The organism is Mesotoga sp. H07.pep.5.3, assembly GCF_002752615.1.
In the GTDB taxonomy this organism is placed as follows: Bacteria; Thermotogota; Thermotogae; order Petrotogales; family Kosmotogaceae; genus Mesotoga; species Mesotoga prima.
Map to the genome: position 1 here is coordinate 140846 of NZ_AYTV01000001.1, position 22496 is coordinate 163341.

Consider the following 22496-nt stretch of genomic DNA (forward strand, 5'->3'; position numbering starts at 1 on the left):
GAAGACTAAGCAGTAAGTTTTACAAAGCAGAAGCGGCCATGAAGGCCGCATTTTTTGTCGCTCCTACCAATCTACTCCTAGTAAAAGAAGAGAAAAGAGTTTATTTACGGCACCGGAAATGCTACTATTCTTCTATGTATACACAGCATTGGCGCAGGATATTGCCATTTCTTCTGTCTTCATTGATCTGCCTGCTCATTTCCATTAATCCGCGCCAGACTTCTGTCATTTCCAAATTCTTTTGCTACTTTGAGAGGAGGAGAAACAATGAAGAGAAAGTTACTGCTTTTTGCATCGCTAACGGTCTTTCTGATACTCATGTTGACTGGCTGTCCGAATGGCCCTAAAAGCTTCACGCTTACTATTACGACCTTGCCGGACGCAGGAATTCAGATTATCGTCGATTTGGTAAACAAAGTGACTCCCTTTAGTCAGAAATATCAGGAGGGGACAAATGTCGAGGTTCAAATAACGAGTCCTCAGGAAAGGGATACTTCGGCATTCGTTGGGGGTGACGATACGAAGTACACATTCCAGCAGTGGAATGATGCAAACAACACGAATCCTCGAAACGTTACCGTGAACAGCAACGTTACGTATACCGCTCAAATGGGCGTACAGTACAAAGTCGAAACCTCTTCAAACCCTGCGGGTGCAGTAGTCACGGGCGGTGGTTGGCATAACAAGAATGCATACGCGACACTGACAGCTCTCGTCATGGACGGTTATACCTTCAGTCACTGGCTTGTAAACGGTACAAACTCGGGTTCATCGATCACTATTGGTGTTACAATTAACGAGCCCAAGAATATTGTCGCCGTTTACACTACTGACCCGGTCCCCTGCAATTTAACTGTTACCACCTCTCCAGATCTTGCGCTGGACATTGAAATAGACGGTGTGTCATTCACCTCTCCAAAAGGGATGATTGTCAACAGTGGGACAACGAAGCAAATCGCAGTAATTACTCCTCAGGAGAAAGACATATCCCCGTGGCTTTCGGGAATAGATTCGAGATACATATTTGATCAATGGAATGATGGAAACACCTCGCATACTAGAAACGTGATAGTAAACACAGATATAACATATACCGCAAATATGGACGCAGAATACAGGGTGACAGTCGATTCTTCGCCATCAGAAGTATCGGAAGTGGCAAATTTCTGGACGGCTAGAGGCAATGTGTGGCTGTTCGATTTCAGCGGAGATTTGGGCCCGTACAACTTCAGCTACTGGTATGTAAATGGTCAGAACCTTGGAAGCGCAAGGCCTATTGAGATTGTTGTTGACAAACCCTATCATGTCACGGCTGTCTTTGCCGAGCAAGAAACACAATACACATTAACGGTAACTACATCTCCGGAAACCGGACTAAACATAATCATCGTTGGTATTGCTTATGTCTCCCCAAAAACGGTAGTTCTCAACAGTGGTACTGAAGCAGAAATAGAAGTTGTCTCTCCGCAGGAAAAGGAGAAATCTGGTCAAGTAACGGGAACAGACACTCGTTTCACCTTTGTACGCTGGAGCGATACCAATACTAACAATCCAAGAACAATTACCTTGAACTCAGATATGACCTATACCGCAGAGATGAAAGTAGAGTACAAGGTGACAACGGGAACAAACCCTGCAGGCGGAACAATTGACGGCGCAGGTTGGCATGTAGCTGCAACCGTGAAGAATTTCACTGCTCCAGTAAGAGCCGGTTACACCTTTTCACACTGGGTTATTAACGGAGCAAACATGGGAGATGCAAACCCTATAGCTGTTAATGTCAACTCTCCCAAGAATGTGATTGCATACTACAATGCTGAGACTACGACCAAGAATATCTTTGGAACCGTTACTCCATACACGGGAAACATAAAGACTGCGGACCTAAATAAGATAGAGATACTCTCCAATACTGAGATAAGAACCACGTATGACAGACCTGAATTCATAGAAAACGAATATCTTCTAAAGGTGGAATCATTCAAAGAGGTGGAGTCTTCATTCAGTAGTGCCTCTATCGCGTCGATCGATGTAATAGAAAGAATAGAGAATTATTATGGTGAATTGAAGTACCTGCACGTTAGAACAACAGCAAGCGATGAGGAATTGAAAAGACTCCCGGGAGTTGTTCAGGTGTCGAAGAACAGCCTATTCTACGCACTTAGTACCACCCCGAACGATCCCTCATACCCCGTTCAGTGGAACTACCCTGTCATAAATTTACCTCAAGCTTGGGATTACACGGTTGGATCTAGAAGCGTTGTAGTAGCGGTAATTGACTCGGGATTCAGCACTAGCCATCCCGATCTCTCCGGAATCTTTGAATCTGGGTATAACTTCATAGACAGCAATACAGATGTCTCAGAACCTCTCGAATCCGAGGACAGCCACGGAACTCACGTTGTTGGAACGATCGCCGCGCTCACGAATAACGCACTGGGTGTCTCCGGCGTTACCTGGGGAGGACTGGGAATCACACTAATACCCATCAGAGGAATAAAGGACGCTGCCGCACTTATGAACAGCCTAATCTATGCAGTCGATCATGGAGCGAAGATAATTAACATGAGTCTAGGAGGAGCGGTAGACAGTCCTGCCGTTCACGACGCTGTGAAATACGCGGCCAGAAATGGAGTAGTGATGGTCGCAGCATCCGGCAACAATGGAGACGGTAATATTCTTTATCCTGCTCGCTATCCAGAGACTATTGCCGTTGGAGCGATATGGGAAGACGAAGGTACAATCAAGATATCTCCTTACTCATGTTATGGGTCTGAGCTTGATGTTGTGGCACCCGGAGGGTATATGAGATCAGGCACCGATCCAAACGGAATATACAGCACCGGATGGACTCCCTCGGGCAACACCTACATGTACATGCAGGGAACATCGATGGCTACGCCACATGTCACAGGCCTTGTGGCTCTTCTAATGGGAGCTGGATTGACTGATCCGGATGACATTAGAAATGTACTGCACAACACCGCCATAGATCTTGGATCTCCTGGAAGAGATGACGATTACGGGTGGGGACTTGTAGATGCCGAAGCTGCGCTTGATTCGATTGCCTCGCCACAGGAGTTCAAAGTCTTCTTGAGAAATCCGTCAACTGGCACCAATATTGCCAGCACTAACCTATCTGACTCAGGTGCCTACCATTTCAGTGACGTAAGCAGTACTCAGGTCAAGATCTTCGCCTGGAGGGATATGGACGAAAGCGGAACGATTGACACTGGAGATCTTCTCGGGTATTTCAACTATTCAGGAGGCACTCCGGATCTTGACAATGCCCAGACAGTGACCCTTTCCGGTGGCGACAACTGGGTTGATTTTGAGTTTGCTCCGATAGTTGGAGATTGATAAGCCGTTTCTGAAAGAAGTTAGTATTTCTTTGGCTGACGTTCTTCAACGCAAGGTAGGTTTGTAATGAACGAGAAAAGGAACGCAATCGCGTTCCTTTTCTTTTGCAAATATTCCAGTACACGACGAGGATTTCTATACGAAGATTACTGCTTATTCAAAGCATCGAGCAGCTCATCCAGAGTTTGTATACCTTCATCTGAGATTTCAATTAGAACTCCTTCGTAGATGAACCTTATTCTATCACCGAGTGCAAAGACTTTCGCCACCCAGTCGCTTCTGTTGGCAAGCTCGAAGTATGCTTCACTGTATGCAGCCAAACCTAACGATTCAAGAGTGTTTACCTCTTCATCGTCCTGGATCCACACCCCTTCTTCAAGAGTGAAGCCTATTCCATCAACGAATGTGTAATCAGAAGAGCCACCTTCAACGAACTGGTCCTGCTCCATCTCCGCAACGGATTTCGCTGCCATGACCGAATCTGCAGGAGGTGCAGCGCCCAGGCCTCCTCTGTCTCCTGCCGTGTATGTTTGAACTCTTTCAGGTGCGATCAGGTACGAAGTAAACTCGTTTATGATGTTGAACTTTTTTGAGAGAGCGATAATTTCAAGCTTCAACTCATCTTTCTCTGCTTCAGTGAGGGAAGGATCATATCGGTAAAGATTTGCAAGATGAGCAATTCTCTTCTGAGCCCAGATTCTCTCGATAAATGGGCTGTCAGATCTCTTGGAAGTTTTGAAGAGATACTCATATCTGTACTTTTCACCGCCTCTGGTACCTTCAACTGTCACTCTCATATCTCCCTCATCAAAGTAGATTCCCGATATCCTCAAAGCTTGCCCTGAAAAGAGAGAGTATGGACCTTCAGGAAGAGTCTTCCTTACATCGAGGTTTTCTATGGAAACAGTCACGTTTTCCAGAGCAGGTGTCTCTATGGATCTGTAAAGATCGGTGACTTTTGCTTCAATGCTTTCTCCTTCAACAATATAACTTACTCTTCCGGCATTTTCCTGGACAAGTCGGTCCAGCAGTTCGGCAACAACCCCGGTGCCTACTCCAAAAGAGAAGAGATGAACATTTCTGGCTCTTGCCTCGGGAGTTGCATCGCTAATGATCCTTCCAATATCGGTTATTCCTTCTGTCGGCTCTCCGTCAGTCAGGAAGAGAAGTGCCTTGAATCTACCAGTATCATATTTGCTGAACATATCTATGCTTGTTTGAAGTGCGTCGTAGATATTTGTCATTCCATCTGCCTGAATCCTTCTGACCTTTTCTATCCACTCAGCCTTTTCTGAAGCATCGAGAAGACTTCCAGTAAGGTTGTGCACTCTTCCATCGAAGGTAACAAGTGCAAAGCGGTCCCCCGGTCTTAGCATCTGAAGTACTTGTTCTAAAGCGCGCTTAGCCTGTTCAATCTTCTCTCCGTACATCGAACCGGAAATATCGAGAACGAAGACGACATCTTTGGGGATAACGATTTCCTCCTTAATTCTAGGGATAAGTGTTAAGAGAAAATATCCTTCATTTGTTGATTCATCCCAATGGGTTGCCAGAGAGGAAGGTATCTCATCTTCGGATGAAGTGAGAACCAGAGCGACGTCTGAATTGGGAATCAGATCATTTCCTATGAAGACGTACTCCCTGCCGCTGACTCCTGTTGTTTCCACGAATGGATGGGTCGGCGAATAAACCTCGGCGATCTGAAGAGGAACCGAAATTCTAACACTCACTGAGCCTATGGGAGCCGAAAGAAAACTGTCGATCTTCAGAGGATAAATCATCGAGTATGAATTGGAAGATATTTCCAGTGGCTGGCTGTATTCAATAAAGAATTGCCTTCTTTCGCTCGGTTCAAAGGGATAGATACTCATCCTGATAAGCTGAGTCCCAACGTACTCCAGCAATGCCGGGTCCTTCATTTTCGCCACTATCTCTTGGTATATCTCCCTCGCTTCATCTGCTGGAAGTACTTCACCCTTCAGAATCTGATCTCCGATCTTCATTGTGAAATCACTTATTACAGCTGAAGAGGGAATTGGGAACAGATAAACAGCTTCCAGCAATCTGGTTGATGTGTTCTCAAATTCCTCCTCAATTATTACCGTCGCAATTCCATCTTCGACTGTTATATGAACGTTGTGGGTATTCATCACGAATCCCCCTGAATCCTGTTCCAAAGGAAACTGCGGGATTACTACACCGTTTGAAAACGCTGAAGTGACTGCCAGAACAAAAAGCAAAATCATTCCAAGTCTCTTCATTACATCGCCCCCTCTTTTGTCTAGTACTTATGACATCTCAAAGAGCCTGAAGGTTTATGCAGTCGATTTTTTAGAAGAGATACGGGGAGGAGAAAAACTCCCTTTCTAATTACTCTGGATAGTTAGTAAGGCTTTGTAGTCGAAAAACCCGGAGACCTTGGTCTCCGGGCGTCTAGATTCGTGAAGTGAAAACTTAGAATATTGAATCAGGTTCGTAGTAAAGCTCGGCGTTTTCAGCAGTAATCAGCTCTGCAGCGAGGATTATTTTTGATGGGATCTGCTGCTGATAGAACCCCTCTAAAGGCTGGCCTCTCATTGCGAATACCGCCATAGAAATTCCTGTCGCTATCATTGATGGGGGGTATGTAACGTCTGCCTTCACTAGAGGATCATTGTCGATGATCTTCTTTATCATTTGTTTCGATCCGGCGCCGCCGAGAAATAGCTTGATGTCATTTCTTCCAGATTCCTTGTATGCCTGAAGGACTCCAACAAGAACATCATCGTCCTGTGCCCAAACAGCGTCGATTTTCGGATACTTTTGAAGGTAGTTCTCCATGATCTCTAATCCACGTGCAGTATCCCAGTAAGCTGGCTGTGAATCCAGAATTCTTATGTCCGGATACTTCGCCATTACTTCGTTGAATGCGTCTACTCTTTCGCTATTAATAACGCAAGGGATGCCTTCCAGAACAACTATGTCGCCTTTGTAATTGAGAGCCTCAGCCAGCCACTCGCCAGATACTCTTCCAAGGCCCGGGTTGTCACCGGCTACGTAGACATTCTCAACGGGTTTCGTCAAACCTCTGTCGACTGACACGATAAAAACACCACTGTTATAGGCCTTCTCGACAACAGGTGTGAGTGGTTCCGAATCGTGAGCAAGAATAACCAGAGCGTCGATGCCCTTTACCATGAGGTCTTCAACGTCTCCAACCTGTTTTGCAGGTGAGTCGGCCGTCACCAGGAAGAACTCAATGTCGGGATCCTTCTCACTCCAGTCCTTTATGGCTCTTTGTGCCCACCATACGATTCCACCTGTCCAACCATGGTCCGCACTTGGAATGGCAACACCAATCTTGATCTTCTCGGCAGCCATCGCAAAAGCCGAGAGAATGAACACTACGAGGATTGTAAGAACAAATGCCTTTTTCACAAGAAACACCTCCTGTTTCCTTTGACCCCCTTGGGGTTATTGAGATCTCTTTCTCTGTATTAGTACCGCACCGATAATTACCACACCTTTGACTGTACCCTGAAGATATGGCGATACCCCCAGCATATTAAGCATATTGTTTATTATGCCGAGTGTGATGGCACCGATAACAGTTCCGAATATCGAACCCGCTCCACCTGTCATTGGCGTTCCACCGATGATGACTGCGGCTATGGCATCAAGTTCATAGTTCAAGCCGCCATTCGTGGAACTCATTGAATTCAATCTCGCAGAGAGAAAGACGGCGGAGAATCCAACGGTAATACCTACTGCAACGTATGAAATGAACCTTGTGAGGTTCACTTTGATGGCAGAATACTTGGCAACTTTTGGATTGGAGCCGACGGCGCAAAGGTATCTTCCATAACGAGTCTTATTGAGGATAATGGCAAAAATCACCGCAAGACTTATGAATACAACTACAGGATTTGGAATGCCCAGGACATTACCCATTCCCAGATCGGGAAAGAGATTGCTTTCAGATCTAAAAACGCCGGCGCTTCCTATATACAGCGCCATTGATCTGAAAATGGCCATAGTACCGAGTGTTGCAATGAAGGGAGCGATCTTTCCAATTGTTACCATCAGTCCGTTCAACGCGCCCAATCCTGCACCAAAAAGCAAACCAATTATCAGCGCGAACAGTATAGCCCATGCTTCTCCACCCTCGCCAAATACGGTCAGAAGCCAGTTGAGCGCAAGAATCACAACTCCACCAACAAGAGCGACCATAGATCCAACCGAAAGGTCGATCCCTCCCGAAATAATCACAAAAGTCATTCCTAGAGCTATGATCCCTGTATAGGAAACCTGTCTCAGGATATTCAAAAGGTTTTGAGTCTGAAGAAAGTACGGGCTGGCAATAGCGGATATTACAAAAAGTATCGCAAGGGCTATTAACGGGCCGAATCTTTCATATTCGAAGCGTCTCTTTACATTTTCACCTGCCATTCAAGCAACCCCCTTGAGTCCCGTGGCATGAAGCATGATCTCTTCCTCGTTGATATGTTCACCTTCAAGGATTCCCGTAATTCTTCCCTCTTTCATCACGACGACTCTGTTGCACATTCCTATTATCTCTTCAAGTTCGGAGGAAATGAGAATACAGGACACACCCTCATTTACCAGTTCGTTCATGAATCTGTATATTTCTCTCTTAGCGTTCACATCTATTCCTCTGGTGGGTTCGTCGAAAATGAAAATCTCGGGCTCCGGGTCAAGGGATTTTGCGAGGGAGACTTTCTGCTGGTTTCCACCACTGAAAAACTCCAGTCTTGTCTTGAGAGATGCTGCTCTGATATTGAATTTGTCGACATACTTCTTCGTCTTTTCCCGCTCTTTCTTACTGTTAATGAGTATTTTAGAATAAGCCGGAAGCGAAATAAGCGTTGTATTCTTTATCAAATCAAAGGATGTTAATATTCCACTCCCCTGACGATCTTCCGAAAGGTAAGCAATCTTGTTCTTCACAGCATCGTTGGGTGACTTGATTTCCACCGGTTTGCCTTTGATACTGATCTTGCCTGAATCTCTCTTTCTGATACCAATTATAGCTTCGGCTAGTTCAGTTCTTCCCGCACCCACTAGACCGGCAAAGCCAAGAATTTCCCCTTCACGAAGTCCGAAGGAAATGTTTTCTAGAAGACCATTAATTGTCAGGTTCTCGACTTCGAATACAACTTCGTCAGATGGTGAAACTTTATCTGGAAAGATCTGGCTCAGCTCGCGTCCTACCATTCTCTTTGCCATTTCTTCTTCATCAACCTCACCAGTCTGACTTACACTGATCGTTTGGCCGTCTCTTAGAACCATCACTCTATCACAGATTTTTCTGACTTCTTTCAGTTTGTGAGAGATGTAGATGATGGTAACCCCTCTTTCCTTTAGACTGCTCATGAGGTCAAAGAGGATTTCAATTTCATTGAGAGTAAGAACAGTCGTCGGTTCGTCCATTATCAGGAGTTTTGAATCGTAAGCTATGGCCTTCGCAATTTCAACCATTTGCTTTTGGGCCACGCTCAACCTCTCAATCTTCTCTTCGGGATCGATTGATTTCTTCAACTCCTCCAGAAGAGAAATGGTTCGCCTCTTCATCTCTCTTGTGTTGAGGAACCCCTTGCGTGTAATCTCACTTCCTAGGAAGATGTTCTCATAGACACTGAGCTCATTGATCAAGTTGAATTCCTGAGGGATAATAGAGATTCCTATCATTTTCGCGTGCAAAGGGTCCTTGATTTCCACTTCCTTGCCTTCGAAAAAGATCTTTCCTTCGGTAGGTGTGTAGATTCCGCTTAGGATCTTAACGAGAGTCGACTTTCCGGCTCCATTTTCACCTATGATCCCGAAAATCTCGCCCCTCTCTATTCCTATGTCTATGTTATCGAGAACCCTAACCCCTGAGAATTCCTTTGAAATCCCTTTGGTCTCTATCAGGACCTCACCCATTAGTTCACTCCTCAGCTTTTCATTGCATCGTCGAAAGCGATGTTTGAAGGCTCGAAATCAACTTTCCTGACAAACTCGGCAGCTTCCTTGGCACCGAATTCTCTTTCCATTCCACTGTCTTCCCATTCCACCGAGAGGGGACCGCTGTAACCGATGTTATTTAGCTCTCTGATGATTTCTTCAAAATTGACGTGGCCGTGACCGAGAGACCTGAAGTTCCATCCCCGTCTAGTGTCACCAAAGGTCATCATTGATCCAAGTATCCCTGCCCTTCCGTCCAATGTAACTGCTGCATCCTTCATGTGTACATGATAGATCCTTTCTGCGAAATCTCTTACGAAGAGGTGGGGTTTTACTCCCTGCCAGATGAGATGGCTTGGATCGAAATTGAATCCAAGCGTCTTTCTGTAATTGAATACCTCTAACAGCCTCTTTGCGGTGTAATAATCAAAGGCGATTTCGGTGGGATGAACTTCAAGTGAGAATGTAATGCCTTCAGCATCGAACTTCTCAAAAATAGGTGTCCAGAGATCAACGATTTCCCGATAGGCGTCCTCAACCATCTTCTCCGTTGTTTGGGGGAACGAGTACCAGAACTTCCATACAGGAGAGCCTGTGAAGCCTGTTACAGTATAACAGCCCATGTTCTTTGCAGCTGTAGGAGCGTACATCATCTGCTCTATTCCCCATGCTCGAATCTTTTCGGGATTACCTTTACAGCTGGCAGGAGCAAATCCATCAAGCCTTACGTCATAAAGATCTCCCACACACTGCCCCATAAGATGGGCACCGAGGGCCCAGCATTTCAGATTGTACTTTTCGAGAATCTCCTTCCTTTTTTCGACATAATTTGGATCTTTAGCGGCCTTTTCGAGATCCATGTGATCTCCCCAACAGGCAATCTCAAGGCCATCATATCCCCACGAACTGGCTTTCTTGCAGATTTCCTCAAAAGTGAGGTCGGCCCACTGCCCCGTAAACAATGTGACTGGTCTATTTCCCATATCATAACCTCCTGACTAGATGTCTACCCAGATACTCCCCTTCTGAGAGCTTTCAACTGCCTTTCCGATAAACCTCACTCCTGCCAAGCCGTCTTCGACTGTTGGGAAATCGGCTCCAGACATGTCTTCTCCACTCTTCTTCTTTATAAGAGTTGTTGCGAAATTCCGGTAGATGTTTGCAAAGGCTTCATAATATCCTTCTGGATGTCCCGCCGGAATTCTAGAAACGCTTGCAGCATTGGGCAGCATGTATCCACCACCCCTTGAGAGAATCTGGACCGGTTCCCCAACGTATGCTATCTTCAGGTAGTTTGGATTTTCCTGTTCCCACTCTATTGATCCCTTGCTTCCGAATATTCTGACTTTAAGGCCATTGTCATGACCAACAGCAACCTGGGAAGCCCAGAAGACACCCCGTGCCCCATTGCTGAATCTAACGAGGATTTCGGCGTTATCATCCAGGGTTCTGCCCGGGACGAACGAGTCGAGACTGGCACAAAGCGACTTGAGCTTGAGGCCCGTGATGTAGGAAACTGTATTTTCAATGTGACTTCCAATATCGCCGACACAGTTCGATTTTCCGGTCTGTGAGGGATCCGTTCTCCATGCTGCCTGCATGTTGCCGGTATCTTCCAGTCTTGTAGCTAGCCAGTCCTGAGCGTACTCACCCATGACAACCCGAATTTCACCTATTGCTCCATTCTGTATCATTTCCCTTGCGTGTTTTACCATTGCATAACCGGAATAAGCGTATGCAACGGCAAAAAGCAAATTCTTCTTTTTTGCCAAATCCGCAAGTTCCTGTGCTTCAGATTCGTCGATTGCAAGAGGCTTTTCACAAACGACGTTTATATTTGCTTCAAGAAATTCCTTGGCAATTGGGAAGTGAGTGACATTTGGAGTACAGATACTTACGAAGTCAATTCCATCTTCTCGCTCAGATTCTTTTCTCGCCATTTCTTTGTAGTCCTTGTATACTCTATCATCAGAAACTCCAAGCTTTTTGGCCGTTCTTACAGTGTCGTCATAGTAAATCGAAAAACATCCGGCTACAAGCTTTGCAAGGCCGTCGATTGCTATTGCCTTTCTATGAACGTCACCGATAAACGAACCCTCGCCGCCGCCTACCATTCCATATCTTAGCTGACCAGCAGAGGCGACTTCCTTGCCTTCAATCATCTCTCTCACCTCTCGTATATGATGTTTTCTTACGAACAAAACACTAAGAAGATAAGGAATTTCTCCTATTCTCTAAAATTATAGCTAAAACCAGACCTAATTCTTGCATTGCATCTGACCAAAAGAACGAGTGAAAAACGAAAGAATTTTGCGAGAAACTGCATTGACTTTTGCTGTTTTCATTAGATGAAGAATAATCATCTCAGATCGTTCCTGAAGCGCCTATAGGATGTTCAAGTGAATTCTGGCAGCATCGATTTAATTTTTTGCCCCATAAAAATATTTATCAGTTTAAGACTAAGGCGGGCTACCCGCCTTAGTTGAGGTAAGTCTGGAGTCCCTTCTTGATTCTGCTCATCATCAAGAGGAATAATATGACAGTCGTTAGACATATCCAGAGAATCTGAATGGCGAAACTTGACCAGTTAATGCTGCGATTTACGATGTCTTTGAGTACGACAAATGACCAGTATGTAGGTGACCAGAAGAATATGAAATGTAGTCTTTCGGGAAGTATGAAGCCAAGTATTACAGGCATCAGGAGTAACCAGCCGCTTATCTTCATGTTTGCAATCCCGCTCATCTGTGAAGACGAGATTACTCCGATGAGAAAACCGACGACAATACCGATAATTGAGCTTAAAATAGTAACTATTATTAGTTTCAGATAATCCATAGTGGGCAAGTCGAGAATCAGAACGGCCAGAAATGCGTGAATCAAAGGAATGATAATCCCAAGGATGCTTCTTCCGAGAATGAGTTCGCTCTTTTTTATTGGTGTTACCATGAGAGCTCTCATTGCTCCTGATTCTGTTTCTTCGATGATATTAAACCCTATTACCATTCCTCCCAAAACAAAGGAGATGATTACAACGAAAGTGAATCCGAATACTGTTACCGGTGCGACAAATCTTCCTTGATCGCTTTCTTTAAAATCGATATGCCTCATCGTATCAGATTGAAGTCCTGTGAGGATGATCTTTGCAATCTCTTCTATTTCTTCCGATTCGTTACCCTGAAGAAAGAGATTAAATGATTCGCCTTTCTTGTATATAGCCACAGAGTCATCAGAACGTCCGACTCTTTCCTTCATTTCCGCTTCGGATGAGACGGGTTCGACGCTACCAAACTTCTCAAGAGCTTCCAAAGTGGCCTTCTGGTCTTTCAGAGTAACGAACGATAAAGAAAGACTCTGAAAATCAGGTGCTATGATTCTGAAAAAGAATGAGAAGATTATCGGGGCCACGAGTATGTATATCACCATCTTATCTCTAACACCGTTGATGGTGTCTATTCTGAAAACATTGAGTATCCTCTTCATTCTCATGATCTCACATCCTAACCCTTCGTATTCTAAGCTTGTAGAGATTGACGGCTATCACAAAAGCCAGCACCGCTTCGACCGCTACCAATATCATGTAGGAAATATCTGTTGAACCCTGATGAGGAAAAACAGCTCCTTGCAACGAGAAGAGAATGGGAAAAGTAGGAAGTATTCTCAGATACCAGGGAGAGAATCCTTCCAGGTAATATGAAAGTATCGGTAATGAGAAAATTACCGTCAACGTCAGAATAGCGGCCATTGACTGAGATAGGTTCTCATAGAAACTTGCAGCTATTAGAGAAACAGATGTCGAGAGGAAGCTCCCAACTGAGACAATCAAAACAAGCTGTAGGTACTCAGCTTGGAGACCAACCGTAAGAGCCGTGAGAATGATCGCGAAAACTATCCCTAGAATCATGAGAAAGATCACTTTGGCTCCCAGATATTCCCAGACTCTTCCCGGTGTCACCGCAAATGCGTCGAGGGTCTTCTGAGATTTTTCGCTGAAAACCATTGCAAAGACCATTATCATACCCATCATTACGGCTTCAAACATCAGGAAGATCGGAAGAAAAGACTTGTTAAAGGGGATATCGAGTCCATCATCTTGTTTTCCCTGAAGGTACTGGACACTGTTGCTGGAAATCGGCTGATTATCTGAACCATTTAGAAGATGGGCAACCACTAGTTTCACAAGCTCTCTGGTTTTCGTGTCTTCATGTCCCTGGAAAACCAGCTCAAATGATGGGGAAGCTGTATCGCCTCTCATAATTACGCCAACACTATTGAAACTTCTATTGAGTGATTCATAGAGCTCATCACGACTGTTGACAAATGAAAGTGACGATTCGGAACTACGATCACTGGCTTCGATCGCTCTCGCGATTTCCTCGTTTTCAGTTAGAAGAATTAGCTGTGTGCTGGTTGAAAGATCCTCGGGAATCAGAAATGTCATCAAAAGGAAGTAGGCCACAGCCAGCATTACGGTAAGCAGGAAGAAGTGACTCCTCCAACCTAGTATTATTTCCTTAGAGGTGTTCGTGAAGAGTCTCATATTTCTAACTTCTCTCCGGTCACTTTAATGAAGATCTCTTCAAGGGTAGCTTCTTTAGAATGAATCGTCTCAATCACCTCATGGTCAAGAAGAGAATTGAGCTTCTGCCGATCAGCTTCGTAAACAAGAGAAAGGCTTTCCCTCTTCAGAGAACTATTTTTCCTGTATTCAATTTCCACCAGTTTCTTACCATGCTGTAGTTTTAGATTCCTCGGGGAGTCAATGAGCGAAATCTTTCCAGAAACAATGAATGCCACCCTATCACATAGTTCATCGGCGATGTGCATATTATGCGTCGTCAGAAAGATCGTTGTGCCCTTTTTCTTCTTCTCTTTGATTAATTCTTTTATTGCTGCGGAAGTTGATGGGTCTAGCCCGGAAACAGGTTCGTCCAGAAACAAGACTTTCGGATTGTTAATGAGAGAACGAGCAAAGACCAGTCTTTGTTGCATCCCTTTGGAGTATTCTCCTACCCTCTTTTTAGCAACGTCTTTCAGGCCGATCATGTAGAGCATATGGGCTGGGTCTTCTGTCGGTACATCGTACAGACTGGCAAAATACTCAAGGTTCTCGATACCAGTCAGCTTGAGATAAAGATTAGGATTTTCAAAGGAGACGCCTATGTTGTTATAGAAGTCAGGGGTAGCTGCAGAAACATCGACATCCATGACCCTTACTTTCCCCTTTTGGACCGGTAAGAGGCCCGTTAATATTCTCTGAGTCGTCGACTTTCCTGCCCCGTTTGGACCGAGAAAACCGAAAATCTCTCCCTCCTTGACTTCGAAAGAGATGCCATTTACGGCGAACTCTTCGTCTTTCCCGTAAGAATAGTAAAGATCACATACCCTAATCATAATCTTCTCTCCTCTTCATACCGTATTCAAGAAGATTAATTAGAGAGAGGTACTTCTCCCTCGTTTCGTCAGTAATCTTCCCATTGCTGCTGGATCTTATCATTTCACTCAGTGAGAGCATGAAGGCAGTAATCAACTTCGCTGATAGCTCCGGATCCACCCAATCAGCTAATTCACCGTTATTCTTTCCTCGTCTAATCAAGGAAATAATTAAATCATCGCTTGATGGAGCATACTCTATCAGAACCTCATCCATCAAAGGTTTGTTTGCAACGAGACTGTCACTGATCTTCAAAAACCGAGGATCTTCCTCGGCCATCTTTATTCCTGCTTCAACCATTACCCTTAATGTTTCAAATACACTCAGCTCTCTGTGTGAGATTTCGATGCCCGTCATAATCTCCATCTTTTTCTTGTAGATAATGTCCAGAACATATCTGAACAAATCAGACTTGTTTTCGAAGTACTGGTAGAAGCTACCCTTCGGGATTGAAGATCTTCGGACTATTTCGTTGACTCTTGAAATTTCATATCCATTCGCTGCAAACTCATCTATGGCAGCTTCCAAAATTCGTTTTTGCTTCGTTTCCGGCAAGTTGAAGAAAGTTTCCTTTGGCACTCAAACATCTCCTTTGTGACCGATAAGTCATATGACTAATCAGTCACATTATACTCCTTGTGGTATTCTGAAAGCAAAGATTCGATATAGCTGAACAGCATTGTTAACTTGAAATTAAGGAGGCCATTGTTCAAAAGTCGTCTCCTGGATCTCTATTGTTTCTTTAGTAGCTTGGAAACGAAATGGAAGAGTTTTGGATCATCGCAAGCGAGTATTTTGAGAAATCAGATGAGTGGGCTCTTCATTTTCTTCGTGATGCTTTCACAAAAAAAAAAGGAGAGCAGCGTACGCTGCTCTCCTTGTAGATCAGCTAATTACTGGAGAACGTCGATAGTTATAAGTTTCAGTGGAATTATTACCTTAGGTTCCACAGTTGCGCCGTTGATGATTCTCTGTGCCGCGATAACTGCCATCTGCATCTGTAGGTAAGGCTGCTGTTGAACTGTTGCAACCATTTCACCGGCTTTTATGGCTGCAATTGCATCATCTGTGGCATCAATTCCGACAATCTTTATTTCGTCCAGTCTTCCCGCGGCAATCACTGCCCTAACCGCGCCGAGTGCCATCTCGTCATTGTGTGCGTAGATTCCGTCCAGCACCGGGTTACCTTGAAGAATGTCTTCCGTAACTCTTGCACCTTCTTCTCTTGAGTAATTGGCTGTTAGTGATGCTACTACTTCGATACCTGGGTACTTCTTAAGTTCGTCCATGAAACCTTTCTGTCTGTCAACTGCCGACGGTGCTCCGGGTATCCCCTCAAGGATGGCTACTTTTCCTTCTCCGCCAAGTGCTTCTGCCAATGCTACTGCGGCGAGCATACCTGCTTCCTTGTTATCGATGTCTAAATGCTGTTCCACTACTCCACCATTTGAAGGTCTTGTCACAGTGATAACCGGAATTCCGGCTGCGTTTGCTTCAAGAACTGCCGAGACTATTGCGTCAGAGTCAACGGGGTTGATAATCAACACATCTACTCTTCTCGTTATGAGATCCTGAATCTGAGCAAACTGAGTTTCCGGCTTATCCTGAGCATCCAAAACGATCATCTCCAAACCCAGTTCGCTTGCCTTTGCCTCTCCCCCCTCCTTCATAGTTACGAAAAAGGGATTTGCAAGTGTCGAGACTGAAAAACCGATGGTTTTTGCAGCAAAGCCCGTTAGCGCTAACAATCCGATAATAAGAACTACCAGAAACATTCGTTTCATGTTACCCCTCCTTTTTTTGATAGAGAATCTTAATCACTACGTTTTGCCAGTACGGCAACGAGTATTATTACTCCTTTCACTATTTGTTGAAAGAACGATGATACTCCTACGAGATTCATTCCATTATCGATAACTCCTATTACCATGGCACCCAGGAGAGTGCCCAGAACTGTACCAACACCTCCGGAAAGAGATGCTCCCCCAAGTATTACAGCCGCTATTACATTCATCTCAAGTCCTTCGGCGGCAGTTGGCTGAGCGGAAAGAAGCTTGGAAGTTATGAGAATACCACCAAGCGCACTCATTAGACCGGAAATGACGAAGGCAAGAACCCGGTATTTCCTCACTGGTATTGCTGATAGCCTAGCTGCTTCCCTGTTTGCTCCAATTGACTTCACATACACTCCGTGTTTTGTTCTGTTCAGAACAAAGAAGGCGAGAATGAAGACTCCGGCAGCTATTATCGTTGAAACCGGTACTGGTCCGAGATAGCCAGCACCCATTATCGCGAAATCTACAGGCAATCTGGATATCGGCTTTCCTCCGGTCCAAACCAGTGCGGCTCCCCTTGCAATCCCCATCATAGCAAGTGTCACTATGAAGGATTGGACTCGACCGTAAACAGTCAGAACGCCATTCGCAAACCCGATTCCGACCCCAAGTATCAACCCCGCAATCAGGCCTAGGAAGATGGAGCCCGTTGCATTAAGAACCGCCGCAGTTGCAACTCCAACTAATGCTGCAGAAGAACCAACAGAAAGATCTATCTCACCTGTGAGTATTACAAAGGTCATTCCAATAGCGACAATTAGAGTTATCGACACCTGCCTGGTAATGTTCAGCAGATTCCTAGAGGTGAAGAAATATGGTGACATCAATGAGAAAACCACCATTAATGCTACAAGGATTAAGATCAGCCCTAGTTCACCCTTTAGCAATCTCAAAAATTTGTTAACAAACGCCGATCTGTCATTTTTCTCAATCCTATTTTCCATGTGCATTAACCTCCAAGCGCCAGTGTCAATAACTGCTCTGTAGATGAATCTTTACCTTCAAGTTCGGCGACAATTGTTCCTTTTCTTATCACAAGGATTCGATCGCATATCGCACTCATCTCCCGGAATTCAGATGACAATATCAATATTCCTGTACCCCTATCGGCAAGGTAGTTGATCAGAGAATAGATCTCTGTCTTTGCACCGATGTCAATTCCGCGAGTCGGCTCATCAAGTATCAAGATATCTGGTTCACCACAAAGCCATTTTCCAATAACAACTTTCTGCTGGTTTCCACCAGAGAGATTCTGGACTGCCATTTTTATGTCTAAAGGTCTTATTTTTAGTTTTTCTGACGTATCCGTTGCAATTTCTGATTTCTTTTTGCTCGAGATTATTCCGTTCTTAATGGCGAGATCGATGTTTGCAACACAGATGTTATGTTCTACGTTGAGCCTAAGAAATAAGCCCTGTTCCTTTCTATCCTCTGGAATGAAAGAGATACTATGTCTCTTTGCATCATCGGGCGAGTTTAATCTCACTTCCTTGCCAGCAATTGAGAGCTTTCCCTTTATAGCCCTGTCTGCTCCGAACAAACCGAGGGCAAGTTCGCTTTTTCCAGAACCGATTATTCCCGTTATACCGAGGATCTCGCCTTTTTTCAAGCTAAAACTGACTGGAGCAAGCATCTTGTCGGTCTTGAACTCTTCTATTTCCAACAGTGTATCTTCGGATGGTCTCCCCTCTCGTACCGGGAACTCTTCTTTCAAGGTTCTTCCAAGCATTGATTTTACCAGCGTCTTTAGATCCACCTTATCAATTTCGAAGGTTCCGGCGTTTTGACCGTCTCTCAGTACGGTGGCTCTGTCACACACTCTAAAGACTTCATCAAGATGATGGGAGATGTAGATCATGTTCACTTTTTTTAGTTTCAGATCATCCATAATCTCAAACAGAGTATCGATTTCCACTCTGCTCATACCGGTTGTAGGTTCATCGAGAAGAAGGATATTGGCGTTTATCGATAGCGCTTTTATTATTTCCACTATCCTTTTCTGCCCAAGACCTAGGTCTCTGACAAGAGTGCTAGGATCTATTTCGATTCCGAAGGAAGATAGATACTCCGCTGCTCTTCGAATGAGCTCTTTCTTTCTTAAAGTTCCAAAGAAGGATGTGGTAGGTTCGTGACCCAGAAATATATTCTCGGCTACTGTTAGTGAGTCTACGAGACTTAGTTCTTGATATATTGCGCCTATTCCTTTGTGTCGTGCGTCTACGGGGTCTTCAATCGTTACTGTTTTTCCTTGGACCTGAATAGTCCCCGAATCCATTTTATGAACTCCGGTCAGGATCTTTATCAGTGTAGATTTTCCAGCTCCGTTTTCGCCAAGGAGCGCATGTACTTCACCTTCGCTCAGCTCGAAGTTGACATCCTTCAGAGCATGGATTCCACCAAAAGATTTATATATTCCTTCCAGTTTCAGCGCAATATCGGGCACCTGTTACACCTGCCTTCTTAGTAACTTCTCGACGCTTTTCGGAGCAGGGATAGAAGTTTGAGCACCGGAGATCGTAGTGCTCAATGCTCCTGCTGCATTTGCCCACTCTAGAGATTCCTTCAGATGCACACCCTTCGATAAAGCTGCTGCCAAAGCTCCTGAAAAGACATCTCCAGCCGCAGTTGTGTCCACACAGTCAACGTCAAAGGGCTTCAAGTCCATGAAGTTATTGCCATCAACTCCAACAACGCCTTTTTCGCCAAGAGTTATTATTGGTAGATTGAAGCCCATTGAACTTAGTCTTTGGAGGGCAATCCGCGCAGATTCTCTGTCGTGAACATCTATGCCTGTCAGAATCCTCGCTTCGGATTCATTAGGCTTTATTAAATTGATCAAAGGCGCGATGGAATCGGGGAACCCATTTCTAGGAGCAGGCGCGGGATCGACGATCGTAAACATTCCATTTTCATGGGCCAGTTTGATTGCCCTGAAGATTGTCTCCTGTGCTATTTCCATTGTTAACAAAAGAATACGCCCGCGTTTGAAGAGATCAGAGTTTTTCTCCACGTCTTCAGGAGAAAGCCGCGCATTACTACCCGGGGTAAAAGAAATCGAGTTTTGCCCATTTTTGTCAACTCTTATCATTGCAATACCCGCTGTGCTTTCGGGATCCCTAAGTATTCTGGAAGTGTCTACCCCTTTTTCCTTCATCATCTGGATCAGTTCTTCACTGAATCCGTCACCACCAAGTTTCGTAAACATCTGAACTCTCGCGCCACTGATTGCCGCCGCAACTGCTTGATTTCCTCCCTTTCCTCCCGGGTATGTACTGAAGTTGTCTGTGAGAACAGTCTCTCCAGGCTCAGGAAGTCTATCCATTACCATCACTAGATCCATGTTCATGCTTCCCATGCAGAGAATCTCTCCGTTAAATGCGTAATCAATCATCGTAGCCCGCCTCTCTAAGGGATTCAACGGTTTTCATAAAGCTTCTGACGTTGTTTGGATCAACGGGATTCTTCCAGTTGTTGTCCCTCTTGAAGTAGCTTCCGACGATTGCTCCATCGGCAAACCTAAGAAGTTCACCTACGTTTTCTTTTGTCAAACCACTTCCGATCATCACCGGAATGCTTACAGCTTCACTGAAACTTTTTACTTTTTCTGCGTTAGGTGCCTGCCCGGTCTCAAATCCCGTAACGATTAGAATTTCTGCCCCTTCCGATTCGGCGTCATGAGCCTGTTCCTCAACACTTCTGTCAGAAATAATGAAATGACTCCCATGTTTCACATTCACATCACACATGAACTTAATCTCTTCTGCGCCTATAAGTTTTCTGTATCTAGAAAGCTCTGCCCCGATGCCTTCCGTCAAACCCGCGTGAGAAACATACGCATTGACCCATTCGAAGATTCTTATCCATTTTGCGCCACCAGCAACTGCGGCGGCGAGTGCTGCCTTTCCTCCATTGAGATGGCAGTTCACACCTACAGGTATATTGACGGCTTCTCTCACACTTTGAGTCGCTACTGCCAGGGCAGCGGAAGTCTCGTGACCGATCCTTTCCCCTTTGAGATATGGAAAGTCCCAGATGTTTTCAATTTGAAGTCCATCAACACCACATCCCTCCATAATTCTCGCTTCTTCAATAGCGATCCTGAGAATCTCCTTCATGCCCAGTTTTTCGGGATCGTATCTCGGTGATCCTGGAAGGGGACGCAGATGTATCATTCCAATAATCGGTTTGCCTTTTTTGAATATGCTGCTTAGAACTTCCCTATCTCTTCTCACATAACCACCTCTTTTTCTTTTGGCGCAGATGAAATCGTGATACTTGAACTGAGCCTTTTGCCGAAATCTAGAAATCGACTCCGGAAACCAGGATTATGTTTGCATATGGGGTGAATTCCCCAGTCTTAACGAAGACTTTTACCTCTTTGCCCTGGAGACTTCCATTTAAAACGAGATCCTTGAACTCCGGATGAGGAATGTTCTCTTCAATAATGTCGTTGCCCTTGTTTTTCACTTTAGAGACTATCTCCTTTAGCTGAGAATAGATCTCGGGGCTTACTGATCTGGTCTCGTCAGCAATGATTACCTTTTCAATCTCGAGCTCTTCAAGAACGACTTTAACGACATCCACGAATCTTGGTAGATTTCTTCCGACTGACACGTCAATGCATACAGTGTTCCCATGCCTAGGAAAGGGAAAACCTCTATCCGTTATTACCAGCATGTCACCGTGCCCAAGCCTCGCGACTTCTCTCGAAAGATCGTTGTGAAGAATGCCTTTTGTTTTCATCATTTCACCTCCAAAGATTTGTCAAACTTGCGTTGATTCTCTTACAATAAGATGTGAATCGAGTTCAATCTTTCTTGTGTCGACGTATTCTCCATGTTGCTTCTTAATAATCTTTTCTAGAAGCAGTTTCATCGCTGTCCGTCCAGCTTCGTACTTAGGTTGATCGACAGTGGTCATTGACGGAATCACCAGCGAAGAATACAGAACGTTGTCGAAGCCGGCTATGGCGATATCTTCGGGGATTTTCAAACCATTTTGTTTTGCCGCCTCGATCGCTCCCCACGCCATCATGTCGTTTCCAGCAAAAACGGCTGTAGGCCTTATCTTAAGCTTCAAAATGTATTGCTTCATTATCTTGAAACCATCTTCGTACTTGAAACCACCGAAATAAATCTTCAGGTTTTCGCCTTTAATACCGTCCTTTTCTAATTCGCTACAAAAGCCTTGAAGCCTCCTGACTGCGCTTGGAACATCTTTAGGACCAGATATACAAGCGAATCTCTTGTGGCCTTTGTCCAGCAAGTGCCTTGCCAGTTGAGCGGAACCCTTGAAGTTATTCGTGTATACTACATCAATTAACGGGTTTTCTATTTTGAGGTGCCTATCGAGGATTACCATAGGCATTCCATTGGAGAGATCGGCTAGAAGCTCCTCATCCATTCTCGGTGCCACATTTATGACACCATCTACTCCATGTCCAAGAAAAGAAATCAAGGTTTCTTCTTCTCTGTAACTTCTTCCATCACTATTACAAAGAAACATCTGGTAGTCGTGCTCGAGAGCTATGCTCTCTACCCCCCTGGCAATCTCGGCGAAGTAGGGGTTTGTTATATCTGGAACCAAGAGACCAACGAGAAAGGACTTTCTGATTTTGAGGCTTCTCGCTATTTTGCTCGGTCTGTACTGTAAAGCGTCTATAGATTCCAGAACAACTCTCTTTAGCTCTGGGCTGACGTATTTTTTGCCAGACATAACATTTGACACTGTGGCAACCGATACCCCTGCACGCTTAGCAACATCTTTCATGTTCGGCATTTAATCTATCCCTTCTGATTCGCCAGTTAAACGTTTAGTTAATCGTTTAACTACAGTCTATCATCATTCTTTTATTTGCCAAAACTCGGTTTTCTTCGAATGAAGCTGATCATTTATGCTGAAAGGCAATTAAGTGCTTTTATCTC

The 22496-nt window shown here is 44.7% G+C and carries 18 protein-coding genes; 1 reads left to right on the forward strand and 17 read right to left on the reverse strand.

Annotated elements, in window-relative coordinates:
* The first annotated feature begins 267 nt into the window (after positions 1-267).
* A complete protein-coding gene (locus tag V513_RS00640; protein ID WP_099771246.1) occupies positions 268-3360 on the forward strand; it encodes a S8 family peptidase in 3093 nt (1030 codons plus the stop codon).
* 146 nt (positions 3361-3506) lie between these two features.
* On the opposite strand, the gene V513_RS00645 is transcribed toward V513_RS00640, so the two are convergent.
* The 17 genes from V513_RS00645 to V513_RS00725 all read right to left on the reverse strand — a co-directional run bounded on the left by V513_RS00645 (position 3507) and on the right by V513_RS00725 (position 22350).
* Positions 3507-5621: a VIT domain-containing protein gene (locus V513_RS00645; RefSeq protein WP_099771247.1), complete on the reverse strand. Its 2115-nt coding sequence runs from the start codon at positions 5619-5621 to the stop codon at positions 3507-3509.
* A 193-nt stretch (positions 5622-5814) separates the two neighbouring features.
* Entirely contained in the window at positions 5815-6777 is a 963-nt protein-coding gene (locus V513_RS00650) for an ABC transporter substrate-binding protein (RefSeq protein WP_099771248.1), read from the reverse strand.
* 36 nt (positions 6778-6813) lie between these two features.
* Positions 6814-7788: an ABC transporter permease gene (locus V513_RS00655; protein ID WP_014731499.1), complete on the reverse strand. Its 975-nt coding sequence runs from the start codon at positions 7786-7788 to the stop codon at positions 6814-6816.
* The gene (locus tag V513_RS00660; RefSeq protein WP_099771249.1) at positions 7789-9282 is read right to left on the reverse strand and encodes a sugar ABC transporter ATP-binding protein; all 1494 of its coding nucleotides are present in this window, start codon (positions 9280-9282) and stop codon (positions 7789-7791) included. It abuts the gene before it with no gap.
* Positions 9283-9293: 11 nt separating this feature from the next.
* The gene (locus V513_RS00665) at positions 9294-10286 is read right to left on the reverse strand and encodes a sugar phosphate isomerase/epimerase family protein (RefSeq protein WP_014731501.1); all 993 of its coding nucleotides are present in this window, start codon (positions 10284-10286) and stop codon (positions 9294-9296) included.
* 15 nt (positions 10287-10301) lie between these two features.
* Positions 10302-11465, reverse strand: coding sequence for a Gfo/Idh/MocA family protein (locus V513_RS00670; protein WP_014731502.1), 1164 nt, complete (start codon positions 11463-11465; stop codon positions 10302-10304).
* 316 nt (positions 11466-11781) lie between these two features.
* Positions 11782-12792, reverse strand: coding sequence for an ABC transporter permease (locus tag V513_RS00675; protein ID WP_099771250.1), 1011 nt, complete (start codon positions 12790-12792; stop codon positions 11782-11784).
* A 4-nt stretch (positions 12793-12796) separates the two neighbouring features.
* Positions 12797-13843, reverse strand: a complete 1047-nt coding sequence (locus V513_RS00680; protein ID WP_099771251.1) for an ABC transporter permease — start codon at positions 13841-13843, stop codon at positions 12797-12799.
* The gene (locus V513_RS00685) at positions 13840-14697 is read right to left on the reverse strand and encodes an ABC transporter ATP-binding protein (protein ID WP_099771252.1); all 858 of its coding nucleotides are present in this window, start codon (positions 14695-14697) and stop codon (positions 13840-13842) included. Before V513_RS00685 ends, V513_RS00680 begins: the two co-directional genes overlap by 4 nt.
* Entirely contained in the window at positions 14690-15316 is a 627-nt protein-coding gene (locus tag V513_RS00690; protein ID WP_099771253.1) for a TetR/AcrR family transcriptional regulator, read from the reverse strand. Before V513_RS00690 ends, V513_RS00685 begins: the two co-directional genes overlap by 8 nt.
* Before the next feature lie 314 nt (positions 15317-15630).
* Positions 15631-16521: a substrate-binding domain-containing protein gene (locus V513_RS00695; RefSeq protein WP_006487874.1), complete on the reverse strand. Its 891-nt coding sequence runs from the start codon at positions 16519-16521 to the stop codon at positions 15631-15633.
* Positions 16522-16550: 29 nt separating this feature from the next.
* Entirely contained in the window at positions 16551-17516 is a 966-nt protein-coding gene (locus tag V513_RS00700) for an ABC transporter permease (protein WP_257211843.1), read from the reverse strand.
* Between the two features lie 5 nt (positions 17517-17521).
* On the reverse strand, positions 17522-19015 hold the full coding sequence (locus tag V513_RS00705; RefSeq protein ID WP_099771255.1) for a sugar ABC transporter ATP-binding protein: 1494 nt from the start codon (positions 19013-19015) through the stop codon (positions 17522-17524).
* A gap of 3 nt (positions 19016-19018) precedes the next feature.
* Positions 19019-19963 (reverse strand): ribokinase, encoded by a 945-nt coding sequence (rbsK, locus tag V513_RS00710; protein ID WP_099771256.1) that lies wholly within the window; start codon positions 19961-19963, stop codon positions 19019-19021.
* On the reverse strand, positions 19956-20804 hold the full coding sequence (locus V513_RS00715; RefSeq protein ID WP_014731511.1) for a BtpA/SgcQ family protein: 849 nt from the start codon (positions 20802-20804) through the stop codon (positions 19956-19958). The genes rbsK and V513_RS00715 overlap by 8 nt, the downstream gene beginning before the upstream one ends.
* Positions 20805-20871: 67 nt before the next feature.
* Complete coding sequence (rbsD, locus tag V513_RS00720; RefSeq protein ID WP_257211844.1) at positions 20872-21318, reverse strand: D-ribose pyranase; 447 nt, start codon at positions 21316-21318, stop codon at positions 20872-20874.
* Positions 21319-21336: 18 nt separating this feature from the next.
* On the reverse strand, positions 21337-22350 hold the full coding sequence (locus V513_RS00725) for a LacI family DNA-binding transcriptional regulator (protein ID WP_099771257.1): 1014 nt from the start codon (positions 22348-22350) through the stop codon (positions 21337-21339).
* Between the last annotated feature and the right edge of the window lie 146 nt (positions 22351-22496).

Coding starts and splice junctions, on each gene's coding strand:
- V513_RS00640 (WP_099771246.1), top strand. CDS start 268: ATGAAGAGAAAGTTACTGCTTTTTGCATCGCTAACGGTCTTTCTGATA.
- V513_RS00645 (WP_099771247.1), bottom strand. CDS start 5,621: ATGAAGAGACTTGGAATGATTTTGCTTTTTGTTCTGGCAGTCACTTCA.
- V513_RS00655 (WP_014731499.1), bottom strand. CDS start 7,788: ATGGCAGGTGAAAATGTAAAGAGACGCTTCGAATATGAAAGATTCGGC.
- V513_RS00660 (WP_099771249.1), bottom strand. CDS start 9,282: ATGGGTGAGGTCCTGATAGAGACCAAAGGGATTTCAAAGGAATTCTCA.
- V513_RS00665 (WP_014731501.1), bottom strand. CDS start 10,286: ATGGGAAATAGACCAGTCACATTGTTTACGGGGCAGTGGGCCGACCTC.
- V513_RS00670 (WP_014731502.1), bottom strand. CDS start 11,465: ATGATTGAAGGCAAGGAAGTCGCCTCTGCTGGTCAGCTAAGATATGGA.
- V513_RS00675 (WP_099771250.1), bottom strand. CDS start 12,792: ATGAGAATGAAGAGGATACTCAATGTTTTCAGAATAGACACCATCAAC.
- V513_RS00680 (WP_099771251.1), bottom strand. CDS start 13,843: ATGAGACTCTTCACGAACACCTCTAAGGAAATAATACTAGGTTGGAGG.
- V513_RS00685 (WP_099771252.1), bottom strand. CDS start 14,697: ATGATTAGGGTATGTGATCTTTACTATTCTTACGGGAAAGACGAAGAG.
- V513_RS00695 (WP_006487874.1), bottom strand. CDS start 16,521: ATGAAACGAATGTTTCTGGTAGTTCTTATTATCGGATTGTTAGCGCTA.
- V513_RS00700 (WP_257211843.1), bottom strand. CDS start 17,516: ATGGAAAATAGGATTGAGAAAAATGACAGATCGGCGTTTGTTAACAAA.
- rbsK (WP_099771256.1), bottom strand. CDS start 19,963: ATGATTGATTACGCATTTAACGGAGAGATTCTCTGCATGGGAAGCATG.
- rbsD (WP_257211844.1), bottom strand. CDS start 21,318: ATGATGAAAACAAAAGGCATTCTTCACAACGATCTTTCGAGAGAAGTC.
- V513_RS00725 (WP_099771257.1), bottom strand. CDS start 22,350: ATGCCGAACATGAAAGATGTTGCTAAGCGTGCAGGGGTATCGGTTGCC.